Annotated in this window: 13 protein-coding genes; 5 read left to right on the top strand and 8 right to left on the bottom strand. The window is 49.7% G+C overall.

What is annotated here, in order from left to right:
• The 3 genes from K7B67_RS01400 to K7B67_RS01410 all read left to right on the top strand — a co-directional run bounded on the left by K7B67_RS01400 (window position 1) and on the right by K7B67_RS01410 (window position 6,649).
• Window positions 1-2,919: a hypothetical protein gene (locus K7B67_RS01400; protein ID WP_252178581.1), complete on the top strand. Its 2,919-nt coding sequence runs from the start codon at window positions 1-3 to the stop codon at window positions 2,917-2,919.
• Window positions 2,920-2,952: 33 nt separating this feature from the next.
• Window positions 2,953-5,679 (top strand): hypothetical protein, encoded by a 2,727-nt coding sequence (locus K7B67_RS01405; protein ID WP_252178582.1) that lies wholly within the window; start codon window positions 2,953-2,955, stop codon window positions 5,677-5,679.
• 169 nt (window positions 5,680-5,848) lie between these two features.
• Entirely contained in the window at window positions 5,849-6,649 is an 801-nt protein-coding gene (locus K7B67_RS01410; RefSeq protein ID WP_252178583.1) for a PTS sugar transporter subunit IIA, read from the top strand.
• Window positions 6,650-6,738: 89 nt separating this feature from the next.
• Here K7B67_RS01410 and K7B67_RS01415 read toward each other — a convergent pair whose 3' ends face one another.
• A complete protein-coding gene (locus tag K7B67_RS01415) occupies window positions 6,739-7,197 on the bottom strand; it encodes a hypothetical protein (protein ID WP_252178584.1) in 459 nt (152 codons plus the stop codon).
• Between the two features lie 276 nt (window positions 7,198-7,473).
• Between K7B67_RS01415 and K7B67_RS01420 the strand changes: the two genes are divergently transcribed.
• Window positions 7,474-8,436: a LysR family transcriptional regulator gene (locus K7B67_RS01420; RefSeq protein ID WP_252178585.1), complete on the top strand. Its 963-nt coding sequence runs from the start codon at window positions 7,474-7,476 to the stop codon at window positions 8,434-8,436.
• On the opposite strand, the gene ilvM is transcribed toward K7B67_RS01420, so the two are convergent.
• The 6 genes from ilvM to K7B67_RS01450 form a co-directional block, all read right to left on the bottom strand.
• Window positions 8,406-8,696, bottom strand: coding sequence for an acetolactate synthase 2 small subunit (gene ilvM / locus K7B67_RS01425; RefSeq protein ID WP_252178586.1), 291 nt, complete (start codon window positions 8,694-8,696; stop codon window positions 8,406-8,408). The genes K7B67_RS01420 and ilvM overlap by 31 nt on opposite strands.
• The gene (gene ilvG / locus K7B67_RS01430; RefSeq protein ID WP_252178587.1) at window positions 8,693-10,339 is read right to left on the bottom strand and encodes an acetolactate synthase 2 catalytic subunit; all 1,647 of its coding nucleotides are present in this window, start codon (window positions 10,337-10,339) and stop codon (window positions 8,693-8,695) included. The genes ilvM and ilvG overlap by 4 nt, the downstream gene beginning before the upstream one ends.
• Window positions 10,340-10,964: 625 nt before the next feature.
• Entirely contained in the window at window positions 10,965-12,236 is a 1,272-nt protein-coding gene (locus K7B67_RS01435) for a hypothetical protein (protein WP_252178588.1), read from the bottom strand.
• A gap of 76 nt (window positions 12,237-12,312) precedes the next feature.
• The gene (locus K7B67_RS01440; RefSeq protein ID WP_252178589.1) at window positions 12,313-12,771 is read right to left on the bottom strand and encodes a hypothetical protein; all 459 of its coding nucleotides are present in this window, start codon (window positions 12,769-12,771) and stop codon (window positions 12,313-12,315) included.
• Between the two features lie 86 nt (window positions 12,772-12,857).
• The gene (locus tag K7B67_RS01445) at window positions 12,858-13,331 is read right to left on the bottom strand and encodes a hypothetical protein (protein ID WP_252178590.1); all 474 of its coding nucleotides are present in this window, start codon (window positions 13,329-13,331) and stop codon (window positions 12,858-12,860) included.
• 70 nt (window positions 13,332-13,401) lie between these two features.
• Window positions 13,402-13,875, bottom strand: coding sequence for a hypothetical protein (locus K7B67_RS01450; RefSeq protein ID WP_252178591.1), 474 nt, complete (start codon window positions 13,873-13,875; stop codon window positions 13,402-13,404).
• Window positions 13,876-14,064: 189 nt separating this feature from the next.
• Here K7B67_RS01450 and K7B67_RS01455 point away from each other — a divergent pair, with 189 nt between their 5' ends.
• Complete coding sequence (locus K7B67_RS01455; protein ID WP_252178592.1) at window positions 14,065-15,753, top strand: SufS family cysteine desulfurase; 1,689 nt, start codon at window positions 14,065-14,067, stop codon at window positions 15,751-15,753.
• Here the strand turns inward: K7B67_RS01455 and K7B67_RS01460 are convergent.
• Window positions 15,738-16,676 (bottom strand): bile acid:sodium symporter family protein, encoded by a 939-nt coding sequence (locus tag K7B67_RS01460; protein ID WP_252178593.1) that lies wholly within the window; start codon window positions 16,674-16,676, stop codon window positions 15,738-15,740. The genes K7B67_RS01455 and K7B67_RS01460 overlap by 16 nt on opposite strands.
• Window positions 16,677-16,703 lie beyond the last annotated feature (27 nt).

Raw genomic sequence — 16,703 nt, forward strand, 5'->3', positions numbered from 1 at the left:
ATGGCAACTGGTGGCCCTAATCTACCCGTCAATGGCCCTGGAAGCAGGCGGGATACACTTCAAAATCCATCGATACCCCCGGCCCAACCCGCCAAGGCCAAACTGGGGCCCCGGGATGTGTCTGTTCAGGAAAAGACCGACGCGGCATTGTCGGGAGAAGCAGGCCATTATCCCCCTCCCTACGTGCCTATCCACAAACGGGATGTCGTCATTGAGAAAGTGAAGAGAAGCTTTTTGGCCCTCATCCTGCAAGGATTTTCGAAGGTCGCTATGCCGTTAGTCAAAGCTGCAATCGGTTTTTCTGGTAACAGGGCCAACGATCAATTAGAGAGTAATGAGCAGTTTGTTAATGAAAACACCAAGACACGGAATGCCTTTCAGACTGAGTTGAAATCCATTCAGGCTAAACTGAAAAAATTGAGAAAAAAGCTTCCCGATCTGGAATCTAAAGAGCAGGATCAATTTTCAGCACTCCAACAAAGGTTTTTTCAATTAAGAGCTGAGCTGAGAGTTCTGAAGCGAAACTTTGACGGGATCAGTGAGACGAAGCCTCTCCTGAAAGCCTGGAGTGAGACGATCAAGGACGAGATGAAAGACTATCTCAAGTTGATCGAAAAGCACATGGGTCCGGGACTTAAACTATTACAAGGGCTTCGACACGTTTTTGGAAAGTCTAAAAAAGGGCGGATTGGAGACAAGGTTTATCACATCGATCTGGGGAACCTATCGACCAAACTATCAAGCGGTGCTGAGCTGAAGGTACAAAACATCGGTGTATTTATTGAGCAGTGTTATATGTCTCCCACGAATGAGCTGACACTGGATATTGCCGATATCAGGGCAGATGTATCGTCAACCGGAGCCAGCGGTGAGGTTGAGCCAATGACTTTGTCTGGCGGAATCAGTATCAAACTAAAGCCTCCGGCCAGTAACAAATTGTTCGATGCCTTGACCCAAAAGATCACGAATGCTCCCACACATCTTTATAATCTGAGCAAAGAGCTGAAGCCTGTTTTTGATGGCATGTTCAAAAATCCGCCCCGATCCAGGCTCAGTGACATGGCCGAAGTGTCCATTAAAAGCCTTCAGTTAGAGAAAAAAGACGGACAAACCCTGGCGCTGCAAGATGCCCCATTTGCTCACTCGCTGCTTGACTTGATGATCCCCGTCATGTCGGGAAGTTCCGAACTTCCTATTGCCGCAAAGAGTCTTGAGCAGCAATGGAAGGATAAAGGGTTGGAGGTGGTTTGCGAAAGTCTGGTCGAAGAAGAAAAAGAACTCACAGACGATCTTCATCAATTGTCGGAAGATATAAAAAGCCTGCCTGAGGGCGGAGCAAAAGACAGCTGTCAAGAAATGAGTGATCGATGGACCACAGAGCTGAGACTTGCAGCGAATGAAAAAGAAGCCAAAATCCGTGAGCTAACGCTCAGCAGGCAGGCAAGAAGCGTTCAGCAACAACGATTAGAGAATATTGACTCCTCATTTGATATCAACCGGGGGATGATCGATCTGGTCTATGGGCTGGCGGCTGTGGCTAATGGCAGCCAGGCCGGTTTAAAAAAGCCTATTGCTATTTCGGAAATGAAGATTCCTGTATCGGATACCTGCTCTGTTGACCTGAGCCAGCTCAAGATCAACGTATCTGATTTTTCTTTCAGTCAATTGGGTGTCGCGGAGCTGACTATTCCGGAAATGGCCAGCCATATCACCCTTCAGAATGAAGCGACGAGGGAGAAAAGGTCGGTACCGGTCATTGTCAGAGGGGCATCGATCAAAATTCGGCCACCCTATGGACCACTGGTGAAGGAAGTGTTGCAGCTGAAGTTTCCAGTGGACTCCAAAACGCTGGAAAAAGTCGTTATGCCCATTTACAGGGAGGCGGACAAAAAGAAGCAATCGGGTGGGGCTAAAATCACCGATTATTTAGACATTGATCTGGGGACGGTGGCCTGTCTGACCCGCGAGGGCGAGATGGCTTTCTCAGGAGAGGAAGGTAGCCCGTATCAGCAGCAGAGGCAGGCGTTTTTTGAGAAAGCCGGAGAACTTCTCTCGGCGAATGTTAATGCCAAGGTGATGGCGTCAGCTCTGGCGTTGGCAGGTTTAACCCCGGAGTCTCAGCAGAAAGTCTGGAAGCTTTGCGAGGAAGGCATTTTTGCGGACAGTGCCGTATTTGCACCTGAAAAACTGGCGCATCTGGTTCTGCCATTCTCTGAACAAGAGCAGCAGCAAGAGAGAGTGGATGAGGAGAGAGTGGGTCAGGAGAGAGTGGATGAGCTCATTCAGGACGAATCCGATGAAGGTTATAGCAGCTCTACGTCTCTGGAAGAGGACACTACCCCGGATGTTGAGGTTTCAGAGCCGGAACGGCTTGAGTCCATTAAAGTAAACGCTCGAATAAACGATACCGTCACTCCACCCTCATCGCCATTACCCGCTGAGGTTGAGCCGCCGAAAGTCGAAAAAGCACCGGCCAAGACACCCCTGTCCGGAGCCGTTGCCCAGCCTGCCCCGAAAAAGCCACCAGAAGGTTTAAAGTTCAGAGACTTGAAAAACTGCATCGGAGTCAGTAATCCAAGGTTCCGGACCGAAGAAGGAAAAAGAATGGCTGACTTTGAAATGCATATTGCTCCCCGGAGCCTGATGAAAAAACTGTCCTGGTGGATGGGTTTTTTCCTCGGTAAGAAAGAGGTGGCGGTGGAGGTCACTCTGCCCATTGAGCGGGAAAGCTCACAACTGCAACTGCAGTCACCTTCTGTGCAATTGAAGAAGCGGACTTCCTTCAACCCAGTCGTCTGGTTAGCGACTTCTCTGGTCAATCGCAGGCTCAGGAAACAGCCGTATCAGTTGGAGCTGGATCAGGTTGAACAGCAGAAGCGTTTAACCCTAACTCATAAACCTCTGGCCAGCCCTGTTTGATGGCAGCAGGCCAGAGCCATCGGATAACAAGCAATGAGAGTCGGTAATGAAGGAGCGGGCAGGAAACCCCTGCATCCGCCTGTGTTTTCGGACTTAGCCAGTGAAGCCCAGGGGGTTCGCAGGGAAGAGACTACCCACAGGCAGATCCTGTCTCGTCCGGGACATCAACCTTTCCGATCACTGGCTGAAAGGGGAATAGAGACAGTCCCTGTTAAACCCGGACTGTTGACCCGTGCGCTCAGTTCATTGTCGTCCAGTTTTATCTCTTTTTTCAGTTCTGCGATTTCATCGGTGGCTGGTGCCAGTCAGAAAGAGTTTCGCAGTTTAATCAATGGTGAACTTGAGAAACAGAAGTTACTTAAGCAAAAAGTCGAAGCATTGGAGCTCAGACTGAAGCGTACCGGGGAGTCGCTGCAAGCATTACGCAACCATATGTTACGCAACCATATGTTACGTAACAATATCGAAGCTCTGACGCCCGAGCAGATGGATAATTACAGCGATCTGGTTAAAGAGCAACTGAGGATACAGGAGGATTGGATTCTCAATAAGGCTTATTTAACAAGGTCCCCTGAGCAGGTTCGTTGTTATGAACAGACGCTTTCAGCCAATAAGATAAAACTGTCGCGCAGTATGAAGGTGCTGGAGGAGAATATTTCAACCGGTATTGAAGCCCTTTTGGTACTGAAAGACGTTTTCAAAAAGAGGAGGAAAGACAAGCACCAGGGTAAGGTGTTTGAAATGAGCCTGGGCGATATCAAAGTGACCGATCCTGACCGTTATGATTTTCAGCTTAAAAATCTGGTGGTCAATGTCGGTCGCTTCTGTTTTGAGAATGGGCAGCTGGAGCTGGAAGTACCCGAACTCTCTGCCCATTGTTTTTCTCTGGAAGATAGTAAAACGGTTGGCCCTGTCAAAATAAAAGGCAGCTGTCGGATTCGCATTGGTGAGCCTCTTGCCGAGCCCTTGAATCAATTATTGACCTGTAGAAAAACAGAGATTTTTAGTGCTTACAAAAAATTCTCTGAGGCCTTTGGAACACTCTTGGCAGAAACATCAGGAGCCGATGCAAAAAGGCATCTGGGCGATGTTATTCAATGCTCGGTTGATGGTCTGGAAATGGAAGAGAGAGGACTGAAGTCAGGCCTGTTCACCCAAACCATGGGAGAAGCGGTCATTCGATTATTCGCTCCGATGGTGACCACCTGGAAAAAAGAACTGGGTGCCGACAGCCTTGACAAGTCCAGGGTGCAGGAACAGGTCGATACGTTGAAAGCCGAAAGTGCGGCGGCTCTGTGCCGGGCAAGAGAGAAAGCGATAAAAATGTTGGAAGATGATCTTCCAAAGATTAAAGAAAGCAGGGCAAAAAAGGTCTGTCAGGACATGCTGGCAGGATACCGGAAAGATCTGGAACGATCCGAAAAATTGTTACAGAAGAAGAAAACGACGTTATCGACGCACAAACAGCAAACGGCGGCCATGGTGTATCGGCAAGCCAATGCTGACCAATCGATTCATTCTTACCAAAATGCCCTGAAGCTCTTTCATACCTTGAGAGGGCTTGCCAGAGAACAGGTTTCAGATCCGTCAGCCTCTGCATCCATGGTTTTTGATGAGCAGCGCATCGACTTCACAGACACCGCCCATGCCGAGCTATCCTCGGCCTCTCTGAAGTTTTCCGGGTTCAATTTGGGGGAAGAGGGGGTGCTTGAAATCAAAGTGCCTGATGTCGCCTTGAATCTGGGGTTAGTCAATGAAGTGTCAGAGACCCGTGAAGCCTTTCCTGCCAGTCTGAAAGATGTCTCTCTGAAAGTGAATCCGCCAATGGGAGCGATTATTTATCAAATACTGCAACTGGATTTCCCTCTTGAGTTTCGGATACTGGAACCGCTGTGGAGGCAGTATCAGGCTTGTACCTCTGAACATTACAACGCCAAGGGTGCCCACAGTCCGGTTGATGTCGCCAGTTATTTTGCCATCGATATCGGCAGTGTCGCCTGTTTGGCCGAGGGGGATGCTCGGGTTGAAGCTGGCGAGCGTCCGGTTGCCGATAAGGAGTTGATGGCCCTTGGTCTCTCTGATCTGATGGGACAGACGCTTAAGGTCAGTCAACTGGATAAACTGTTCCGGGAGAAAATGGGTATGAGTCCACAGTCGTCCAGTCAGATCATGAACCTGCTTTGCCTGGGCTTGTTGGGGGAACCGAAGCCGCTTTCTCCCATGAATGAACAGGAAGTGTTATCGACCCCTGTGACGCCCCCATCCCCACCTGTTCCCGTCAGCCCCGTGGTTCATAGCGATCATCAGTCAGAGACTCCGGTTGAACGCAAGCAGCCAGTGCTCAGGGCACCTCAGGAAACGGTTGAAGAAGTGGCACTGACCAAAACAGAGATTCGTCTCGGTGATTTAAGTGATTGTCCGGGGGTCAGTCAGGTGAAAGTAGCGGTTAAAGGTGACACGCCGCAAGTGAGTTTTGCCATAAAAGCTCCGGCTCTCAAGGTGCTGGGGAAGCTATCTTTGCTATTGAGTTGGCTGGTGGGCTCTGATCTGTCGCTATCGGTTCAGGCTCCCCTGAAAGAAGATGTTGTTCAATTCAGTCAACCTGCCATTCGGGTTCGTGGTGCGAGAATGCCTTTTTTGGGTACCTGGCTTGCCAATTACTGGTTAAAGCATGCTATGGCCAGGGGGGAGTTAGAGATTAACTCTCACCAAATTGCAGGACAGACAGGCCTGAAATTCGTGAGGCTTGAGTCGGATTGAGAAAAAGGCTTGCCTGTCAATAGTGAATTCTGTTGTGGTCAGGTCTACTTTTGTAGATGGGTTAATCATAAAAAACACCGGCCCAAGGTATAATAACTGGCTATAAATGCCTTCTTACGTTTTGGCTATGGTTTGATGGCCGGGGCGATTTAGCGCGGTTCGTTCACTGATGTTAAAACTCGAAAAAGCACAGATTTTTTTGCAGCAGGAAGCTAAAGATAAGCAGGAGGCTTTGCAGTTGGCTGGCAACAAAATGTTGGAAACCGGCCTGGTTTCAGCGGACTATCTACCGGGTATTCATGTCCGCGAGGCTCTTGCTTCTACTTTTCTGAACCATGGCATTGCCATACCTCATGGTATGCCTCAGTTTCGCCATGCCATAAAAAAGACGGGGGTGGTGGTTGTTCAGTTTCCTGAAGGCGTTGAGTGGGGAGTGAATCAGCCCGTTTTTCTGGCCTTTGGCATAGCAGCTCACAGCCATGAGCACTTGAGGATTTTGAGCGCTCTTGCCCGGGTTCTGGATAATCGTCCTTTGTGTCGCTATCTGGCCCGTACCCGTGAGCCAGAAAAAATCGTCGATGCCCTGGAGGGTAAACCTTTGCCGGGGTTGGCCGGTCTCGGTGAATGGCACCACCCGGGTCAGAGAGAAACCTGTGAAAGGGGCTGGGTCAGTCGCTCCAGCAGTAAAACCCAGGAGCTGACCAGAGAGTATCGTATCCACAATACTAATGGCTTGCATGCCCGTTGCGGCAGTGCCTTTATTTCTGCACTGACGTACTATGACACCCGTGTGGATGTGCGCAATGTCAGCAAGAATGGTGAGTATGTCAACGGACGAAGCCTGGTCAAGCTGCTGGGGCTTGAGCTGGTCTGCGGTGAGACTCTGGGTATCAGGCTTTCTGGCGTTCATGCCCGTGATGCATTAAAGCGTCTTGATCGGCTGATTTCAGAAGAATTTATTTGGATCTAAAAGACAAGCGCCCTTGAGCGGGCGCTTTGGTTGATGCTATCTGGAGTTCCCAGAGGAAATAAAAGTTCCAGAGGAAGTAAAGAGTTTGGTTAATGACGGGTTTCACTGGCTGGCATAATGTTTGGGTGATCAAGCCATTCTTCAGGGCTCTCATCAATGGAGTCCACCGCTTCGGCTTCACTCAGTTCCTCGCGGGTTGCCAGCACTGCCAGATCCTTGGCAAAGCTCTGTAAAAGATCGATCACTTCCTCCCTGTCAGGATCGAGGCTTTCATCAAAAGTGATATTAAAGAGAGGGTTGTCATGTTCATATTCCTCTCCTTTGCGCGTGAGCGTCATTTGAAGGCCGGGATGCTCATAGTTCGTGATTTCGGCCAACTTGAAGGTAACAGACTGGGCCTCCCTGAGAACAGACAGTAGCTTCAGGGCTTCTGCTGCGCTGATATCGCCTGCATCCACACAGGCTTCAACGTACTCCCTGGCTGATAATCCCGAGTCCAGATAGTTGTCCACCAGATCCTGCAGTTCTTTGTACTTGTTGTGGTTCATGAAACCCTCCTTAACTGCGCTTTCAGTAATGCCTGTAAACGAGTGCACAGTTCCAGTGTACCTGATTGCGAATCAAATGAAAGTTTAAATAAGTATTTGTATGCATCGCTGTTTCGGGTGTTACGTAAGGATGTAAAGCGGCTCTTCTATGGATTGGAATATGGTGTTACTTTTAGGCGGAATAGTCTTTCCAGAAAGATTTTCTGAAAGGTTTTATTCATAATCCAGGGCTGATTAGCCATAATTTCATTCTTTGTAATTCCCTCTGCTGTGTGTATGAACCTTTCCAGACTGAACCTGAACCTCCTGCCTGGCCTGAAAGCTCTGTTGGATACCCAAAGTGTTTCCAAAGCAGCGCAAATCATGTGCGTTACCCAGTCTGCTATGAGCCGCACTTTGGCCCAGTTGCGAGAAGCATTGAATGACCCGATTCTGGTGAGAAAAGGCAACCGGATCTTTCTGTCTGAGAAGGCTCTGTCATTGCATGAAGATGTCAACAGGGTGGTCTCACAAGCCAGCAGTATTTTTGAAAACCAGCAGTTTTATATTGCCACCACCCAGCGACACTTCCGGATTGCTGCCGGGCATGTTGTGCTGGAGCGGATTTTGCCAGAGGTGCTGCAGAAAATATGGGCACTGGCCCCGGGACTCACCTTTGACTTGCAGGCCATTAACCCTGCGGTTGATGTTGCAACTGGAAAGCTGGATCTGTCTATTGGTTATATGGGGGCTGAAGAAGAAGGTTTGTCCAGCTTTGCCCTGATGAAAGACAGAATGTGTCTGATACTTTGTGAAAATCACCCTCTGGCTCATGAGTCTTTTTCGGAAGACGTTTTAAAGTCTTTTTCCTTCGTGGTGCAACGGGACAATATGAATCTGCATCAACAGGGTGAGATCAACCGTTTCCTGAATTCGGTCCAGGTGAAAACCTGGTCGCCCGGTCTGTCGGTCAGTCTGGCGTTGATTAAGGGGACAGACTGTGTGTTCCTGGCTCCGGCTTCAGTGTCGATGTTTATGGAAGGTCTGTCAGGCTATGTGATCCGGGAGTGTCCAAAAACTATTCCCGAAGTCAGCTTCAATATTGTCTGGCCTGAGTATTGGGAGCTGAACCGGGCCCATCGTTGGCTAAGGGAGTTTATCAGAGATGAATTGCTGGAACACATCCAGAGTAAAGAGCTGGATATGTTCGTCAGCGAATCTGAAAAAAGTCAGGGAGCGGCGTGTGACCGTTTTTCCTGAGGCATTGCTGCCATTGTCGTGGATTGGTGAACCTGAAGAACGTCGTATAATTTCTCTATCTGACGGGTGAGCATTTCAATGGAACGCTCACTACAGACTTCAAGATCAGCAGAGACGATTTTCCCACACTCGGCGCTGGTCATGGAGAAACGTTGCAGTTCAAATCCCCGGTGCCTGACAACCCGCAGGAGCCGTTCCATTACCTCCGGTGTTTTACGACACTGGATGGTCAAAGCGAAGTGGGTTCTGGAATCACTCATGCTCTTGCCTCTATCATTTCGTGGTTGGCGGCACCGGGTGGTACCAGGGGCCAGACGTTTTCCCGCTCGTGAATACAGACATGAAGTATTCTTGCCCCCGGAGCCCGGAGCATGTCTTCCAGAGCCGGGAGCACTTCAGCTCTTTTGGTAATCATTTTGCCTTCAATACCAAAGGCTTTGGCCAGCGTTACAAAATCTGGGTTGTCCGAAAGGTCAGTTTCACTGTAGCGCTGGTCAAAGAAAAGTTCCTGCCATTGCTTCACCATGCCCAGCCGCTGGTTGTCGAGTAAGACAATTTTGACGGGGAGCTGTTTTCTTTTGATCGAAGCCAGTTCCTGCACATTCATCATGAAAGAGCCGTCTCCGGAAACCAGTATCACATCGTCCTGTGGTCTTGAAATGGCTGCGCCTATCGCTGCCGGGAGGCCAAAGCCCATGGTGCCAAGCCCGGCACTGGAGAGGTGGTTGTTAGGATGATAGAAGTTCATGTGCTGGGCTACCCACATCTGGTGCTGGCCGACGTCACAGCTGATCACAGCGTTCTCGCGGGTGGCTTCAGATAACTGTTTCAGAAGCAGAGGCGCAAAGATGTCTTCACCGGGTTTGTCATAACACCACTGGTTGGCCCTGCGGCTGGTTTGACACTGTTGTAACCAATCAGTCTTAGCCAGCGTGATGGCCAGGCTGTTGAGATTCTTTTTCAGGCAACCGCTGAGGCTGATATCGGGCTGGCGACGTTTACCAAATTCTGCCGGGTCAATATCGAGATGGATGACTTTCGCATTAGGGGCAAAGCCCTCAAGCTTGCCCGTGACCCGGTCATCAAAACGGGCTCCGATAGCGATCAGTAAGTCACACTCCTGCACGGCCAGGTTAGCAGCCCGGGTGCCATGCATACCCAGCATACCGAGGTAGCCCTGGTCGTCGGGGCGAACCGCTCCGATGCCTTTTAAAGTGCAAACGCTGGGGATACCGGTTTCTGTCAGAAATGTCCTGAGTTCCTCTACTGCATTCGCCATGCCGACGCCGCCGCCCACGTAAGCAAGGGGTTTATTGCTGTTTTGGAGCAGAGCAATGGCGCTATCAATCTTGTCAAAACTGTCGGCAGCGCTTTCTTCTATCACGTTGAGTGGAGGGGTGTAGTGAGCTTCTGACTGCTGAATATCTTTTGGCAGGTCTACCAAAACAGGGCCGGGACGACCAGACTGAGCCAGCTCGAACGCTTTGTTCAGGGTTTCGCAGATTTCATTCGGGTCGGTCACCAGAAAGCTGTGTTTGGTGCAGCTCAGTGTCATACCCAGAATATCCATTTCCTGAAAGGCATCGGTTCCCATCATGGCAGTGGGCACCTGACCGGTGATGGCTACCAGTGGAATGGAATCCAGCATGGCGTCGGATAAGGCGGTGACCAGATTGGTAGCGCCGGGGCCGGAAGTGGCAATACAGACTCCGGTTTTACCGCTGGCTCTGGCATAGCCAATGGCGGCGAACGCAGCGCCCTGTTCATGTCGGCAGAGAAGGTGTTCAACATTGGAATCCAGGAGGGCGTCATAAACGGGCATGATAGTGCCACCGGGATAACCGAAAACATGCTGGACTCCACGCTGGGAGAGGTGTTTTACCAGTGCATTAGCGCCGTTCATAGGGTTGACCTCTCCCATTCATGAGCAGCTCAGGAAGGCTGACGACCGCCACAATAATCAGACTTAGAACAGCAATAATCAGTTTGTTGTTTACGTTTAGCATGGTTCTATCCTTTAGGTTCGGAGCCGTCATTTTGCCTGTGCTTCCGGGGTTTTCAGGCCCCAGATACGAAAAAACCCCCGGACCTTTCGGTGCGGGGGTTTTTAAAACTCTGATCTGTCAGCCAACAGAACCCCGCGCGGAGATGGTAATCACCACGACTAGTAGCAGGATAATGTTGCTGATGGGGTTGAGTTTCATGACAGACAAATAAAAAAATCAGTTTGTTTGATGTGGTGGAAGGTATAACACAGGCAGCCAGTATTTGCCAGAAAAAAGTAAAATAGCATGGGGCAAGAAAAAGCCAGTGAGGCAGAGCATCCCCACTGGCAAACAATTTAGTACGTCACTTCAATGAGTTAGATGTGAAAATCTACGTTCATCCTGAGCGGAGTCGAAGGATGTGGACTCCGAACCAACAATGAAGACCGTGCCAACCACCCTTCGACTCCGCTCAGGGTGAACGGAGTTTGAGTGTCATTGATATTGATAGAGGGAGCCCGTCAATTACATCGAAACCGTGTGTTAGAAAGGCTGGTTAATAAAGATCCGCAGCTGGTTGTCTTCCTTACTGCTGGCGATTTCAGTTCTCACGGTGATGCCTTCCACCTTAAAGCGGATACCACCACCGACACTGTATTTCATATCGGTGTGGAGTTCTCCCAGATCGAAGTCGTCAGCAACGCGCCCGGCATCAACAAACAGGGTCCATTGCCACCAGGGAATATCGTACAGAGGTCCGATGACCGGCAGGTCCTCAAGGGGCTGCCAGTTCGGAATAGCACGGAACTCCAGGCTGTAAGAAACCGCTGACCGGCCATAGAAACGGTCGGTACTGTAACCTCTCAGCTTATCCCAGCCGCCCAGAGAAATTCCGGCAAAAGAAGGAGGGCGCTGGTACACTTCTGCGCCATTGACGTGGGTAGTGTCATTCCAGGTGGGCGTGTCAGCTACCCAGGCGTTCAGTGCGATGACCTGCTGATCAAGGTATTCACTACTACCCAGGCTGATGAACTTGCTGAATTCAAATTCCCAGGTTGCCCAGTCTGCACGGTTTTCACTACCCCAGTCTTTGGTGTAGGTGAAGGTTGTCTGGCTACCCCGGGTTGGCAATTGGCTGGCATTACGGTTGTCGTAATCCAGAATGAACTTGATACCAGCCGCCTTGTCTGCGGAATCGGTTGAGTGATCATCCAGTTCCTGGCTTTCATAAAAAGGCTGAACTTCGAAAGAGCTGATCCCGGAGGTCAGAGGGTTCCAGACTTCACCGGCAGTGGCATCCCCCTTCAGGCTGGCCAGGGCACCGTTTCGACCTTCTGCAATGGGCAGAATGTATTTGAAACGGGCCGCAAAGCTTTGTTCAACACTGCTGGTGGTTATGAAGTTATCTTTGCTGGAGTCATTACTGCCGGGTTGCTCACCGGAAAAGTCCGGGTTGCCGGGCAAATAATAACTGGACTGTGTGTAATCACTATAAAGTGTGTTCACACTCACCAGCATCTGATCAAGACCAGGAATGATGAAATTTTGCAGGCCCAGGTAGACCAGTTCAGAACCGTTAGTGGAAGCGATGGCGCTTCCGAACAAGGAGGCTTGTGGCTGTCCAATGCCTTTGATTACTCCGGCACCACCCAAAGCGACTCCCCACTTTTCACCGCTGAACAGGAAGGGTACTCCAGCAACGTCGTACGCTTCACCGGAAGGCTCTGCCGCATACGCGCTTTGAAGCCCGGCAGCCAAGAGTATGGATGCTCCGGCAAACTTTGATTTTTGTCCGAGTTGGGATTTTTTACGCATTATGTGTTCAGCAGATTTTTTTAAATAATGCGCTATTGTCTAATTGGTTCCAAGGTTCTGGAATAAGAAGTTATGCTTATTGATGCTGATGGCTATAACTGATCTTGACTTTAATGTGTTCGGGGTTGTCAGTGTCAAATGATAAAAATCCATCAGGATCATGGACTTCCGTCACAGAGGGTTGTTCACCGGCACCGGATCTCAGTAACCATTTAAATAGAGCGATCTTGTAAGGATGTTGATTGTTTTGCACTTCGAACAGCTCGATAGACGGATTTAAGCTACAGAAGTGATCCTTTTTGAGGTAACGAATAGTCATGGTTTGGCTATACTCCGGAACTATCTGCAAAGTCCACGGCGAGACATAGCCAATACATTCCCTTGGCGATGCGGTAACTGTGAAAGTGTCGGTACCGGCCCCTTGCATGAATTCTACCTCGGCCGTGCTGTCAGAGAAGGCATTCAGGGAGCAGAGCGATAACGAAACCACCAAAAACACGGATGAAAAGGTTTGGTTGATATTTTGCCTTAACATAACTAAAGCTCCTACTGCATTACCGCGTTACTGCATTACTGCATGGTGTATTATAGGTCGTCGGCCTGTTCTCAGTACAAGAAAAATTAATTTGAGTTGGAAGTGGCCTGTTGTGACTGACCGCCACCAACGATCGAGACTACAATGTCGTAGGGGTACTTAGTATAAAACGACAGTAATTTATCAGGGTCATAGATTTCCGACAGCGTTGGGCTAGCGAATTGCAATGTCCATTTAAACCGGGCAACTTTGTCAGGTTGTTGAAAGTTTCTCACTTCGAACTGCTCGATAGAGGGATCCGCACTACAGTGGGGTCCGGTTACGAAGTAATGAATAGTCATGGTTTGTGGAATTCCCGGGAACAACAGCAAACTCCCCGGCGTGACATAGTTAATGCATTCCTTTGGTGATGCCGTAACTATGAACAGGTCGGGACCGAGCCATTGTATGAATTCTACCTTGGCCGTCGCATTGTCGCAGAGAGCATTTGGTGGGCAGAGCGATAACGAAACCACCAAAAACACTGACGAAAAGGTTCGATTGATATTTTGCCTTAACATAACTAAAGCTCCTGCTGCATCTCTGCATGGTGTATTTTAGGACGTCAGCCTGTTCTCAGTACAAGAAAAATTAATTTGAGTTGGAAGTGGTCGGCCGAGACTGGTTGAGGGGACTGACCCAGACTTTAATATCGAAGGGATCGCTAGTATCAAACGACAATAATCCATAAGGATCATGGACTTCCGTCAACGTTGGGCCTTGAGCGTACAGCAACCATTCAAACCGGGCGACCTTATCAGGTTGTAGAATGTCTTTAACTTCGAACAGCTCGATAGAGGGACTTGCTCTACAGGGGACACCATCTGCGAGGTAATGAATAGTTATGGTTTGTGGATATTCCGGGAACAACTGCAAATTCGACGGCGTGACATAGTCAATGCATTGCTTTGATGATGCCGTAACTGTGTAGATATCGGGACCGAGCCATTGTGTGAACTCTACCTTGGCTGTCATATCTTCGGAAAAGACATTCAGGGAGTACAGCGACAACGAAACCACCAAAAACACTGACGAAAAGGTTTGATGGATACTTTTCCTCAACATAACTAAAGCTCCTACTGCGTTGCTGCATGTTGTATTTTAGAGCAACCTGACGTTTACGGGAGCAGACGTGCTAAATGATAGAAACGAGCAGCTTCACGTTTCTTAAATTCGGGCTCACGGTACTTTGGTTGTTTACTGCTTTCCTACATTTCTGAGTACAATGCCCGCATCAAATCAGGATATGTGTCTATGAACCTGAAAAAGCAGTTTCCCATTCTCGAGCAGCATGCCCATGGCCATCCGTTGGTGTATCTGGATAACGCCGCCACTACTCAAAAGCCTTTCCCGGTCATTGAAGCCATTGACCGCTTTTATCGGGAAGCCAATGCCAATGTACATCGTGCGTCACACTTCTTGAGTGCCCGCTCAACCCATGCTTTCGAGGAAGCCAGAGAGGAGGTCAAGCATTTCCTGAACGCCGCCAGTTCCGATGAAATTATCTGGACGCGGGGAGCGACAGAAGCTTTGAATCTGGTCGCTCAAAGTTGGGGAAGAAGTCAGTTGCAGCCGGGCGATGAAATTCTGCTCTCAGCCATGGAGCATCATGCCAATATTGTGCCCTGGCAGCTTATCGCCGAACAAACCGGCGCTGTGATTAACGTCATTAATGTCACCGCGCAGGGAGAGCTGGATCTCAACAGTTTTCGTGAACGGCTGACGGACAAAACCAGAATTCTTGCGATTACCCATGTCTCTAATGCGATTGGCACCGTGAATCCGGTTGAAACACTGATTACTGAGGCTAAAGCCAGAGGTGCACTGGTGTTGGTGGATGGTGCCCAGGCGGTGGCTCATTCTTGCGTTGATGTACAGCAACTGAACTGTGACTTCTATGTTTTTTCCGGCCATAAAGTGTTTGGCCCAACCGGTATCGGTGTTTTATACGGTCGAAAAGCCTTGCTGGAAGCCATGCCTCCCTGGCAGGCCGGGGGAGAAATGATTCGCAAGGTCAGTTTCAGTGGCACTTCGTTCAACGATTTACCGTTCAAGTTCGAAGCGGGTACGCCTAATGTGTCGGGGGTGATCGGGCTCAGGGAGGCCATCCGGTTTATGAAGTCGCTGGATATGGCAGAGGTGGCCGAACATGAAGAGCGACTGAGAAAAAGAACGGAAGAAGGTCTGAGAAATATTCCCGGAGTCACTTTGGTAGGTGAGTCCAGACATAAGGTATCTGTCGTCTCTTTTGTGGTCGAAGGGTTTCACAACCAGGATATTGGTCTTTTGCTGGATCAGCAGGGTATTGCGGTAAGAACCGGCCACCATTGCACCATGCCGCTGATGGAACACCTGAGCCTGTCGGGTACCGTCAGAGCGTCGTTTTCCGTCTATAACACACTGGATGATGTGGACGCTTTTCTGATAGCGTTGACCGGTATTGTGAAGGGGGAGTTTGATGCTGTACAGGAGAGTAAGGAGGCTAACGTTAATTCAGTCTTCTTGAATCAGCTTGAAGGTGAACATGCTGCTGCGTTCACCAAAGATCAGATTTTCCAGACCATCACCACTGCCCGAAGCTGGCAGGACAAATACCTGCATATTATGTCGCTTGGCAAGAAACTGCCTTCCCTGCCAGAAGCCATGAGAACGGAAGAGTCACGACTTCATGGTTGTGAAAGCACCGTCTGGTTGCATCACTTTTATGATGAGCAAACCATGAAACTGCATTTTGCTGTGGATTCTGACGCCAGGGTTATCAGAGGGTTGATCGCTATCGTGCTTTCTGTCGTTAATGACTGCACGGCAAAAGACATCAGTCGTTTTGATATGGATGACTGGTTTGCCAGGCTGGATCTTTATAATCATCTGAGCCCATCACGGGGCAATGGGCTCAGGGCGATCATAGAAGAGATCAGGTCCCTTGCTCATCGCTTTGAGTAGCGTTCTCTCTCTTTGCCCACTCTCTTTGCCCACAAGGTGGCGAGCACCGAGCCGGTGATGTTATGCCAGATGCTGAAGAAGGTAGCGGGTAAGGCCGCCGCAGGCGTAAAGAATTTGGTAGCCAGTACCACCGCCAGACCGGAGTTCTGCATACCGACTTCGATGGCGACGGTCTTGCAGGTTTTTCGGTCAAAGCCCAAGAGGTGTGCTGCCAGATAACCGAGGCTCAGACCTGTGCCGTTGTGCAGTGCCACGGCCAGAAGAGTGATCAGTCCAATGTCCGGCAGTGCCTGTGCATTAGATGCCACAACCACGGCAATAACCAACAGGATGGTGGCCATGGAACAGAGCGGAAACAGGGGGTTCAGCTTTTGCACAAAACCATGGCAGAAATGGTTGATCAGTACCCCCAGCGCCACAGGCAAAATAACCACTTTCGCCAGACTCCACATCATCGCCAGTGGCTCCACTTCAATATACTGGTGAGCAAGAAGACTGATTAACAGGGGAGTAGCGAAAGCGCCAATCAGGGTGGATGCAGCGGTCATTGAAATGGACAGGGCAACATCGCCTTTGGCCAGATAACACAGCACGTTAGAGGCGGTTCCTCCGGCTACGCTGCCCGCCAGAATCATACCGACCGTCAAATCCGCAGGAAGGCTCAGAAGTTGGGCAATCAATAATCCGGCAAAAGGCATGATCCCGAATTGCAGTAAGATGCCAGCAGCTAACGCGGGTAAACGGTTTTTGATCCGGGTGAAGTCGGTTACTGATAAAGTCAGTCCCATAAATAACATGATCAGGCTGAGTCCGGGAGTAATCAGGTAGCCAAGATGATCAAAGCCCCCGGGGAAGAAATAAGCGAGAGCCGAAAAGATAACCGCCCATAAAGGAAACAGTTGTGTTGTCGTATTTAGCAGCATAAAGGATTGTTCCACCCTGACGTTGAC

Source organism: Endozoicomonas sp. 4G (genome assembly GCF_023822025.1).
In the GTDB taxonomy this organism is placed as follows: Bacteria; Pseudomonadota; Gammaproteobacteria; order Pseudomonadales; family Endozoicomonadaceae; genus Endozoicomonas_A.